The organism is Huintestinicola sp., from assembly GCF_051882455.1.
GTDB lineage: Bacteria > Bacillota > Clostridia > Oscillospirales > Ruminococcaceae > Huintestinicola.
Window position 1 is genome coordinate 28,963 of sequence record NZ_JBJERV010000046.1, and the last position, 9,407, is coordinate 38,369.

General features: G+C 46.6%; 13 protein-coding genes. 2 read left to right on the top strand and 11 right to left on the bottom strand.

The window, feature by feature from the left end; all coding sequences use genetic code 11:
• Window position 1 precedes the first annotated feature (1 nt).
• From ACI4J0_RS06160 to ACI4J0_RS06175, 4 genes are all read right to left on the bottom strand, one after another.
• Window positions 2–640, bottom strand: a complete 639-nt coding sequence (locus ACI4J0_RS06160) for a GyrI-like domain-containing protein (RefSeq protein WP_439764937.1) — start codon at window positions 638–640, stop codon at window positions 2–4.
• Window positions 640–1,368, bottom strand: coding sequence for a pyridoxamine 5'-phosphate oxidase family protein (locus ACI4J0_RS06165; RefSeq protein ID WP_439764938.1), 729 nt, complete (start codon window positions 1,366–1,368; stop codon window positions 640–642). The genes ACI4J0_RS06160 and ACI4J0_RS06165 overlap by 1 nt, the downstream gene beginning before the upstream one ends.
• Before the next feature lie 209 nt (window positions 1,369–1,577).
• The gene (locus ACI4J0_RS06170; RefSeq protein ID WP_439764939.1) at window positions 1,578–2,489 is read right to left on the bottom strand and encodes a helix-turn-helix transcriptional regulator; all 912 of its coding nucleotides are present in this window, start codon (window positions 2,487–2,489) and stop codon (window positions 1,578–1,580) included.
• 125 nt (window positions 2,490–2,614) lie between these two features.
• Window positions 2,615–3,040: a hypothetical protein gene (locus tag ACI4J0_RS06175; protein ID WP_439764940.1), complete on the bottom strand. Its 426-nt coding sequence runs from the start codon at window positions 3,038–3,040 to the stop codon at window positions 2,615–2,617.
• A gap of 105 nt (window positions 3,041–3,145) precedes the next feature.
• Between ACI4J0_RS06175 and ACI4J0_RS06180 the strand changes: the two genes are divergently transcribed.
• Entirely contained in the window at window positions 3,146–3,766 is a 621-nt protein-coding gene (locus tag ACI4J0_RS06180; RefSeq protein ID WP_439764941.1) for a hypothetical protein, read from the top strand.
• On the opposite strand, the gene ACI4J0_RS06185 is transcribed toward ACI4J0_RS06180, so the two are convergent.
• A complete protein-coding gene (locus ACI4J0_RS06185) occupies window positions 3,751–4,512 on the bottom strand; it encodes a LytTR family transcriptional regulator DNA-binding domain-containing protein (protein WP_439764942.1) in 762 nt (253 codons plus the stop codon). The genes ACI4J0_RS06180 and ACI4J0_RS06185 overlap by 16 nt on opposite strands.
• Window positions 4,513–4,779: 267 nt before the next feature.
• On the opposite strand from ACI4J0_RS06185, the gene ACI4J0_RS06190 reads away from it, so the two are divergent.
• On the top strand, window positions 4,780–4,965 hold the full coding sequence (locus ACI4J0_RS06190; RefSeq protein ID WP_439764943.1) for a hypothetical protein: 186 nt from the start codon (window positions 4,780–4,782) through the stop codon (window positions 4,963–4,965).
• Here the strand turns inward: ACI4J0_RS06190 and ACI4J0_RS06195 are convergent.
• From ACI4J0_RS06195 to ACI4J0_RS06220, 6 genes are all read right to left on the bottom strand, one after another.
• Window positions 4,962–5,675, bottom strand: coding sequence for a hypothetical protein (locus ACI4J0_RS06195; RefSeq protein WP_439764944.1), 714 nt, complete (start codon window positions 5,673–5,675; stop codon window positions 4,962–4,964). The genes ACI4J0_RS06190 and ACI4J0_RS06195 overlap by 4 nt on opposite strands.
• Complete coding sequence (locus ACI4J0_RS06200; RefSeq protein ID WP_439764945.1) at window positions 5,659–6,429, bottom strand: hypothetical protein; 771 nt, start codon at window positions 6,427–6,429, stop codon at window positions 5,659–5,661. Before ACI4J0_RS06200 ends, ACI4J0_RS06195 begins: the two co-directional genes overlap by 17 nt.
• Window positions 6,426–7,160 carry a hypothetical protein gene (locus ACI4J0_RS06205; protein ID WP_439764946.1) on the bottom strand — a complete coding sequence of 245 codons (735 nt, stop codon included), beginning with the start codon at window positions 7,158–7,160 and terminating at the stop codon, window positions 6,426–6,428. The genes ACI4J0_RS06200 and ACI4J0_RS06205 overlap by 4 nt, the downstream gene beginning before the upstream one ends.
• A gap of 14 nt (window positions 7,161–7,174) precedes the next feature.
• Window positions 7,175–8,044 (bottom strand): ABC transporter ATP-binding protein, encoded by an 870-nt coding sequence (locus ACI4J0_RS06210; protein WP_439764947.1) that lies wholly within the window; start codon window positions 8,042–8,044, stop codon window positions 7,175–7,177.
• Window positions 8,045–8,048: 4 nt separating this feature from the next.
• Entirely contained in the window at window positions 8,049–8,387 is a 339-nt protein-coding gene (locus tag ACI4J0_RS06215; RefSeq protein ID WP_439764948.1) for a GntR family transcriptional regulator, read from the bottom strand.
• Between the two features lie 186 nt (window positions 8,388–8,573).
• Window positions 8,574–9,407 (bottom strand): ATP-binding cassette domain-containing protein (locus ACI4J0_RS06220; protein ID WP_439764949.1); only part of this gene is annotated, 834 nt, incomplete at its 5' end.

A 9,407-nucleotide genomic window follows, 5' to 3' on the forward strand; every position in this document is an offset into this window, starting at 1 on the left:
GTTACACCTTGATCTTAACAGGGTGACGTATAACCGTTTTTAACCTCTCGGGAGCGCATTTTCTCGGGTCGGAAAGATATATCTCGTGATGATATCGCCCCTGGGAAAAATCCTCCTTAAAGCCCATATCCTCTGCAAAGCGCCGAAGCTTTTCAATGCTTGCAGGCTCGTCATCATATGGACCCGTATGCATAAGCTGAACGCAAAGCCCCTCGCTCCACTTCATAAGCTGCACCTTTGATGTGTCAAGGTGCGGCTTTTTCTTCTGCACCGCCGCCCTTGCGTTCTCAAAAACCTCTTCCGTCACAAACTCGGGCTGACGAATCATCGATATCCACTTAAAATCCTCTTTTCTTGAATAATCAATGCCCTCTGTGCCCTCCTGATACCACAGTCCCTCAAGGGGCGGCACAACATACTCAAAATACCCCCGGGGCTGAGTGCCGTTCATCTTTGACATCTTCACCGTAAATGACATAGCGTACAAAAGCTCCAGCGCATCTTTGTAATCATCGCTCGTGTTCGGGTCTCCGCTGCCTTTTACCGCAAAAAATATCATCTCGGGAACATCGACCGCCACGGGCTTTGAGGAGGGCATATACAGCTCCTTGAACTGCTTTTTGTAATCAAGCTTTTCCATTATTTCCATTCCTTTCGGTATGTATTATTTCTGAACTCAAAATATTCCATATACGGCTTGTCCATATGATAGTCCCATAAATATATGAGGTCGGGAGTTATCTCGAGAACTCTTTCCGATGGCAGAGACGAATATCTTTCAACCGCAGACGGAAAATGCTGTTTCATCGCCCTCATAAAGAAGTCGTACTTCACAGGCTCTTCCAATATCCGGCATTTTCCTTCTATGGAAAAATTTTTCACGCAAAGAGCCACATTGGGCTCATCCCTTATCTGACTGCATTTGAGATAGGAAATATCCGTCTGACAGTAAAATTTTCCGTCAATGACCACAACGCTCATAGGACGTGAGGACACCCTCCCTCGGGCGCAGGTGGAGAGTACCATTACCCCGTGACTGCCGATATTTTTCCAAAGCCCGGGAAGCTTTTCCTCAAAGTCCTTATGCTGTATCCGATATTCTTCCCCGAGACTTTGAAGCCGCTCTATCCCCTTTTCGTCCCACCTGCATATGGTCTCTTTCAGCCGCCGGCAGGGAAATTCTCCGCATATGCCGCAAAACTTTACTCCGTGACTCTGACAGCATTTGAAAATGCCGCAGCCCTTTTCCCACATTTTAACGCATTCACCGCCGCTTTTAAGGCAGCCCTGACATTCGCCCGAGCAGAAATGCTCACAGCCTGTGCAGTTTCCTCCGCAGGGGGTAAGCTTATAAAGATCAGTGCTCATACATACGCCTCTTTCCTGTATTTTAGAACCTGTCTTCACAAGAAATGTGTGCGGATTTTCGAGCATAATTTTGTCTAAGACAAGGCAAAAATCCGCAGGCGGGCTTGCCGCCCGGCAAGGATTTTTAACGCAGTCTTAGGCAAAATTTGCCGAAAAGACGTGCGCATACGCTTGTGAAGACAGGTTCTTATAATACAAGTATATCAGGCTTATTCTGACAGCTGTGTGTCATATTTAGCGGAAATATTTTTAAGAAGCCCCGTAAATTCCCGGCGGTACTTTGCGGGAGAAATTATTTCCGCACAGTCCCCGAAGGTAAGGATATATCTGAAAAAAGAGGGCACGTCCGACCAGGTAAATTTAAGATATACATTGCCCTCATCATCGTATCGCGGCAGCTCCGCTCCGAACTCGTCAATTATCCGCCACTTGACGGACTTGTCAAATTTCACCTCCGCCTCTATCTCCCCCTTGGTGTGGCGGAGCTTGTCGCAGGAATATTCGGGGATATCCCTCTTCTCAAAGGGGATATGCAGATCTGCAAGCTCCGTCATTCGCGACAGCTTGAAAAGCCGCATATCCTTACGGCTCAGACAATACCCCCAAACATACCAGCCCGACCATTGATAAATAAGCCGATATGGTTCAATTGTCCGCTCCTCGGTGCGCTCGGGGGAATAATATGTAAAGGAGATAAGCCGACGGTTTTCGATCGTCCCCTTTATAAGCTCCAGCTTCGGAGCAACATATGTCTTGTCCCACATTGACAGGTCGATGATAATGCTGCCCGAACCGTCTGCCCCGTCCGCATAAAGCTTGTCCATAAGCTGACGGTATTTTTTCGTTTCACACACACTGTCAAGGCTTTTAAGCCCTGTGATTATGGCGCACATATCCTCTGTTGACAAAAGCGTCCTGTCTATCTTAAACCCGTCCATTATGTAAACGCCGCCGTTTACGCCTCTTTCTGCAGCAACGGGAATGCCCGCCTTGGAAAGAGCCTCAATGTCTCTGTAAACGGTACGGGACGATACCTCAAATTTCTCCGCAAGCTCAGCGGCGGTGATCTTATCCCTCCGCAGCAAAACGGACAATATGCCTATAAGTCTGTCGATCTTCATATTACGTTTATTCCTTTCATATGTCTTTCAGACGAGTATAACATATTTTCATAGATTTTTCAAGCAGAAGAAAAGCGGAGACCCGAAAAGATCTCCGCAGCAAAAAGGATATGGCTATGTCAGCATCAAAGATATGGCTTCAAGCTTTCAATATTTTTCTGTTCCCTGCGCAGATATTCCTTTGCGGACTGTATGACCTCGGGAGAGCTGCATGAGGTGTGATTAAGCTTTTCTGTAAGCTCGATTATCCCTGCGTTAGTCCCTTTTATAGCCATTTTCGCCGCATTGCTCCCGCTGCTGTCACGCCTGAGCTGCATATTGACCGAAGCCGTCGTCATCGCACGTGACATAAAGGTCGGTTCGGTGGGTGTGATGCCCCGTTCCTTCATCTGACGTGCAGTTATCTCCTTCTGCGCCTTGTAGCCGTTGTACTGCCTGATAAGAAGATTTTTCACATTGCTGTCGCTTACCATGGGTATCATACTTTTGAGCGCCGTAACGCCCATTGACGCATTTTGGTAAACGCTGTTCTGAAGCTGCCTGTAGTCCATTGCAATACCTCTTGAAAAAATTTTGCCGGGCATTCCCCGACATAATTATTATGTGAACAGCGGGGGTATTTTATTAAAGTAAAAAAGCTTGCAAAGCAGTGGAAAATGCTGTATAATAAAATTACCGAAAAAATAAAGGGGAATATAATTTCAAAGGAGCTTTTCAGAAATATGGTTTCGGACACTCGTGAAAAATTCGGCATAAGAGCCGCAAAGGGAATGGTATGGTGGCTTGCGGGAGAGCTTATCTGTATAATCTTCAACCTTTGTATGCTTGTATTTATGATAAAATTTATGGCGTTCAAGGTGTTTACAGCCATCGCGTCCTCCCTTATCGCCAACGGACTTCTGATAAATTATGCATATAACTGCGCCGTCAGGGACAGAAACCTTATCAAATATCACGGCGTGCCCCATGACCCGCTTATGTCGCTTAAAATAGCCATTGCCGCGCCTCTGCCCCAGTATGTGATGTGGTTTGTGCTGCTGCTGTCAAAGCTCGGGGTCATCGGAGATGTGTTCAATTACTTTATCTGGTGCAATATCCAGTCCCTCGCCTGGGTAGACCTATTCACCTCGGGCAGGACTATCGAATTTCTCAGCTGGGGAGGGCTTTTCGGACTGCTTGCCCTTATGCTCGCTGCCCCCGTATGCATTATCCTCGCTTACGAATGTACCATACGTGAGTTTGATGTGAAGGCGTGGCTCTTTTACGGCAAAAAGTGACCTGATACTGTTTTTTCGGGGAGCAGCTCAAAAAGCGCCTTAAAATCCCTGAGCCTGTATTTGCTTATGGAAATGCATTTTCCGATGGGTGAAATGGTCAGGGTGGTGGAAGTCATTTTCGATATGTAATTCATATTCACAATGTAATTCTGATGGGGAACGGCAAAGGGCAGCATACAGAATTTCTGCATTATCTCTCTCCATACGGAGCATTTCACCCTTCGGCAGCTGCCGTCGGAAAAGGTAACGTACACCTTTTTCATAACACATTCAAGATAGATTATCTCCGAATATCTCAGATTTATCCGTTCGGGGCGGCGCTCGTTCCCGTAGACCGTGAGCTGTATCATCTCGGCAGACCTTTCATCTATTCGGGGAAGAATGGCTGCAAGAGTGCCGGGAAGCTTTGAGGGCAGGCTCAGCTTTGATATAGTTCCGCAGGAGTCGCATTCAAAGGACAGAAAAAGATCGTCCTCCCCTTCGGACATGATCATAAGCTTGCAGGAAGGATAAAATTCATGAAGCCTGTCCGCACATTCCTTAGTCCTGCACATATCAAAATGAGCGTCGATAATCAGCAGATGAGGGACAATAATGCGCTCGTCAAGGCATTTCAAAAGCTCTTCTGCGTTTCTGAACCTGTGGAAGGCGTATTTTTTCGGCAGAAGAGCAGTCTGACTGAAAACCGTATCCTGAATGATGTCGAGAAAAACAGCCTCGTTGTCGCAGCCGAAAATGTTTATCATATACAATTTTCCTTTCTTAAATAATTTTAGTCGTATTATGTAAATATTATAAATATTTTGCAGGACAAAATCAAGATGTTTTCATTTTCTTTAACGGCGGCTTAACGTCGAATTATTATCAAAGTATGAACAAACATCAATAAAACGCCCAATCAGACCGTTTTTTCGGACGATTGGGCGTTTAGTATTGTAAAAATCAAAAACAATATGCTACAATAATGAAAAAGAAGATGAAACCGCTTTCAAAAAAAGGAAAGGACCGATCTTATGTATTACATTATCAGGATAAGCATTCACGGTGAAGAAAGATACATTTTCAACGAAAAGCTTTTTGTGTCAAATCAGGGCTTTGCGCGGAAATTTTACTCCCTTGCCTATGCAAGAAGATACATAAAGACCCACCCCTCCTGCAAGGAATACGGCTGCGAGATAATCCCCGCATATACGGGTTAACTGACCTTCTCGCCGTTTCTTGCAAAGTCTCCCCGAAGGGCTGTTGTATAGTAGAATATCACATTGTAAACCACAGCCGCGATGGGAAGAATTATTGCCGCAGAAGCAGGGAGAGCAATGGTTATCTCTGTATCAAGCACACCCGAAACCATCAGGCTCACAAGTAAAATTATCCAGGCAGGAATTATCATTGCAAGTGCAATGAATTGGTTTTTCGGCTTGTAGTAATAAACATTGGGTACACCAATGGCAATGAGCGCAAAGCATAAGGAGAAAACCGAAATCATTCCCCTGCACTCTCCGCCGTAATTAAGTATCACCGCCGCCACAGCTTCGGCGGCTATTATTATAACCAAGGGAAACCATACCCTGATATGGGGCATTATGAGCTGTTTTCTTGTGGTGGGAAAAAGGCACGCCATATCATAGCATCCCCCCGAACCGCCGAGCATATTGCGGGTGTTTGCCGCCCATTTCATTGTCTTTGGTATTGCAGGCGTTGAGCCTGTTACGGGAAATACAGCCCCTGTCCACATCAGCACCAAAAAAAGGGATATCAATCCGCAAAATGACAGCAGAGCGACGATATTATCCCTACTCCCGAATATCATATATACGGGAAATAAAACGGCAACAACAGGAGAAACGTACATCTGAAAAAGTGTATATCCCGTTGCAAGAGACTTCAGAGCCTTATGCATTTTCATCATTCCTTTCGATAAATTCGCCCGATATGGAGCGGCTTGGGCAGTCTGACAGCATTCCCTTGTGTATCCCGTTCAATATTATCATTGAAACGATACCGAGGATAATGCAGAGTATGCCGCATATCATCGAGGGAACGGGGTTTAATTCACCCAAGTCTGCAATAAGAGCATTCAGCTTATCATCAAAAAATATTTCAAGGCAGAAAATAAAAGTGGCAGAAAAATATATTTTCCCTCTTTCGCCTGCGATCTTATCAACGTCACCGCTTCTGAGCGAATTTTCCATAATTAGAACAAGCACCGACGGGATAAGATACAGCAGAAAAGCCGAAGCCGAAAAAACAGCCGCCGCAGGCTTTATTATCAGCACCGCTCCGAAAAGCACTGCCGAAAAAAATATCATTCCGCTCAATGCACCGTCAATGCCGATATAAGACCTGACCACCGTTTCCCGTCCTGCGGGGAGCTGATAAAGAGCAGTCCTGCCCCGCATATCCGAAAGGGTCAGTCCATTTTTCGGCTTTTCCGTCCCCTCAAATACGGGATGACTTTCGCTTAATGCCATATGCGCCAACGTGTACATCAGAAACTGCATTTCACACATAAAAACATATGAGAATGAAGCTCCGTCAAAAAATACTGCCACAGGCGGAAAAAACGAAAACAGGACGATCATTGCGATCGACATCACATAAAGCACATTTACCGAGCTGTTTGTAAATGCCCTTGCGGCTTTTCTGTACTGTGAAACTGTCATGATCCCATCTCTCCTATCTTCTCGCCGTTTCGGGCTGTATTTTCTGCGTCTCTGAGACATTTGAAATAGCAGATAAGGCTTACCGAAATAGTAACAGCGGCGTTAATAAGCATAATTACGCCTGCGCCCATAGGCTTATCGTCGGGGATATCACGGTTTATCTGTGCCAGAGCGGCAAAGGAAAAGCACAATATCATCGTACCCGTGCTACGCCTTGCGCCGCTGCTCCCGAGCCCCTTTCCCACCCCAATGGCAATGTAGTTTATGCAGTATGCGGACACAATAAAAATATCCGAAAGTATCAGCGGAGTGGAATGGATAGGCTCCCTGCAATTAAAAAGCATTATTCCCTGAATAACAAGCCCTGCCGTAAGTATGAGCGAAACCGCAAGCCGCTTGTTCTGATATGCCTTTACCGCTGTTTTTCTTGTTCCCGGGAAAACAGCCGCCCCCAAAATTATTTTCCGGTTATTTGCCAAAGATGGGTCGGGACCATCGCTGCTCTTTTTCCGGGAAACGGGATATGCAGGGTCAAGCTCAATATGATAATAGTCCCACATATAGAAAGTCACTGCAAAAAGCGCCCGGAACACCGTAAGGATATTATAATTTACAAATGCAAAGAGAGCGGGAACGATAAGGCACAGCCCCATTGCAGCGATAAGCGCATTATCCCAGAAGCGAAAGCCGTTTAATGTCTCTACGGACTTACGGAATTGCTTTGCTGTCATAAGTAAGACCCCTTTCAGCCGTTTCGCCTGTTTTCCCTGTTCTGCAGAATGGTGTGTACAAGGATATCCTCAAAATTGGGAGTGCGGACGGTCACATTCTTAAACATCTGAACATTCTTTCTGAGAGCAAGAGCTTCAAAGCCGATATCCGTGGTCTTGGGACCGATAAGGACCGCAGGGAGCATTTCACGCTTGTCTCCCGAAACTACCGCATATTTCTCCTGCGCCTCGTCTGCGGAAATGACCTCGTGAATGTGCCCGTCTATCATAAGGGCAATGTAGTCCGCAACCTTGTCAAGGTCTCCCGTAATGTGGGTGGAAAAGAGAACGGAGCGCTCCCCGTCGGAAACAAATTCACGGAGTATATCAAGCATCTCAATTCTCGCCGCAGGGTCAAGACCCGCCGTAGGCTCGTCAAGGATAAGCAGCTCGGGACTATGGGCAAGTGCAAGAGCAAGCATGACCTTTGTTTTCATACCCTTTGAAAGCTCGCCGCATTTTTTCTTCACGTCTATCTGCCACATATCCATATACTTCTTAAAGATCCCGTCGTCCCACTTGTCAAAGGCATAGGAAAATGCCTTTGCGGTCTTTGCCACCGTGGTGTTTATGTAAAGGTAATCCTCGTCCGCAACGAAGCCCAGCTTGTTTTTGAACTCGGGCTCGTTTTTAACGTTGTCAAGCCCGTCAAAGGCGGTCACGCTGCCGCCTGTCCTGCCGTAGATGTTCATAATAAGCCTGATAAGGGTGGTCTTGCCTGCGCCGTTTTCACCGATAAGTCCCATTATCACGCCCTTTGGCAGGGATAAATTTATATCGTGCATTGAAAAACTGCTGTCAGCGAATTTCTTGCAAAGTCCCTTTATCTCCATAATATTTTCCATATGATTACTTCCTCTCGGTTATGTTATTTATTGCGCCGATAAGCTCCTCGTAAGTTATGCCCTCGGAGAGCATTTTGCTTGCATACTGTGAAAATTCCCCCAGCAGCCTTTGCTTATACTGCTCCATGACCGCGCTTTTGTCGGGGGCTCTCACAAAGGTGCCCTTGCCTGCGGAGGTGTAGATCAGCCCTTCGTGCTCAAGGTCGGAATATGCGCGCTTTACCGTTATGGCGCTGACATTCTGCTGCGCCGCAAGCTGCCTTACGCTGGGCAGCAGCTCGTTATTTTTAAGCTCGCCGCTCATGACCGCCTGTCTTATCTGCTCCTTTATCTGCTCGTACATGGGCTTGTCGGCGGTTGGATTTAGAACGATGTTGATGTTATCATCTCCTTACTGTGATATACTGTGTATATCAGTATATACACAGTATATCACAGTGTTTTGTCAATGTCAATACCTTTTTGAAAAAATATGAAAAAAATATTGAGCCGCCGTACACATACCGTACAGCGGCTCAATGGATCTACATTACAGATATATCTCCTCCGCTCCCACATTCCGTCTGAACATCTCATCGTGCTCGGCAAAAATAAGAGTGGGGCGGCAGCTCTTTATAAGCTCCTCTATCTGAGTCCTTGAAATAACGTCAATAAAATTAAGCGGCTCGTCCCATACGTACAAGTGCGCCCTTGAAGCAAGGCTTGCCGCAAGCAGCGCCTTCTTCCGCTGTCCTGCGCTCATGTCCTCAAGGCGCTTGGAAAACTGCTGCCTGCCGAGATCAAGCTTTCTGAGAATTGTGAGAAACAGGGTGAAGTCCACCGACATACTGTCCGCATATTCCGTGAGTGTGCCTTTCAGATCATCGGCGTTCTGGGGAGCGTAGGAAATTATTACCCCCGAGGGCAGAATAAGCTTTCCCGAAGGGGTCATGCCCTCCCTTTCCCCGCAGATGTATCTGAGAAAAGTGGATTTTCCGCAGCCGTTCTTTCCGCAGAGAGTGACAGTCTCCCCCTGTCTCAGAGTAAAGGACACATTTTCAAAAAGCTTTCTCTCACCATAGGCAAGCCCGAAGCTCTCGGCGCTGAGAATAACGTCACCGTGATATTTCAGGGGCGAAACACTTATGGCGTCTGCCTTTTCTATCTCCTTCAAAAGCTTTGACTTCTCCTCTGCGGCTTTAAGGCTCCTGTCCTCAAAGGTCTTCGCTCTTGCCATTGCCTTTTTGGATTTTGCCCCCTCGTATGCGCGGCGTGAAAGGGACTTTTCCGTTTTCACAGGGTCAAAGCCTATCTTTTTCCGCTCAGAGCGGTCTGCCCATTCGGCGGTGCGCCTTGCCGCATCGGTAAGCCTGCCTATCTCCTT